General features: G+C 36.2%; 2 pseudogenes. Both read left to right on the top strand.

Features of this window, described 5'->3' with window-relative positions:
• Positions 1-529 (top strand): annotated as a pseudogene (locus R7E78_RS26290) (pilus assembly protein TadG); the annotation flags it as partial.
• Position 530: 1 nt separating this feature from the next.
• Positions 531-748 (top strand): annotated as a pseudogene (locus tag R7E78_RS26285) (OmpA family protein); the annotation flags it as partial.

Below are 748 nucleotides of genomic sequence, written 5' to 3'. Positions count from 1 at the left end.
AGCAAGAGGTGGCGGTACTCAATCATGGCTCGGTTTAATTGCTGCGGCGAAAGAAGCGGATAAAGTTAAAAAGGAAGATCGAAACCCAGAGCAAGTGTTTATTATTCTTTCTGAGGGTGCAGCTACATATGTGCAATTCCCGATGGGACTGAATAGAAAAAGATCTTATAGAGATAAGTATGACGTCGTGACTAAATATTACGTAGACCAGTATGATGGGCGAACTTATTATTATCAGGTTTATGACAAATTCTTAAAGTCATTAGTGGGTGAGCATGGTTTGTGTGAAAGCCTTAAGAAAAGAATATCTAGTAAAGAAAATAAGTTTCAAAGTGAACATGCGAAGCTAGAGGGTGAAAAAACCAAGGTCACCATGGGCGTAATAGGTGTTAACTACAACGTACAAAAAGATGATGGTTTCGGTGAGTGCGTTGGTGAGAAAAACATTTATCATGCGAAAAATGGTAAAGACGTTTACAAATATATATTAAATCTGATTAACGAAGAAACAGGACGATTAAAAGATTAAAATGAAAAAGTTAATACCATTTGCGATTATTTTTACTTCAAATGTCGCGCTCGCTAATTGTATCAACCAAAGTGAAAACTATGTTACTTCAAAAGTTTTGAAAAGCTCTGATACAAGAATTACTCAGGTGGATGGAAAACTCGCATCAGTAATTAATGAGGATCTTTCCATTGTGCAAGATGAAAAAATTGAAAAGGTTGAAGCTACAAACGCCACGGA

It is taken from the genome of Vibrio sp. YT-19(2023) (assembly GCF_033337395.1).
Note: the sequence above shows the minus strand (reverse complement) of the source record. Positions and strands in the feature narration are given on the sequence as shown.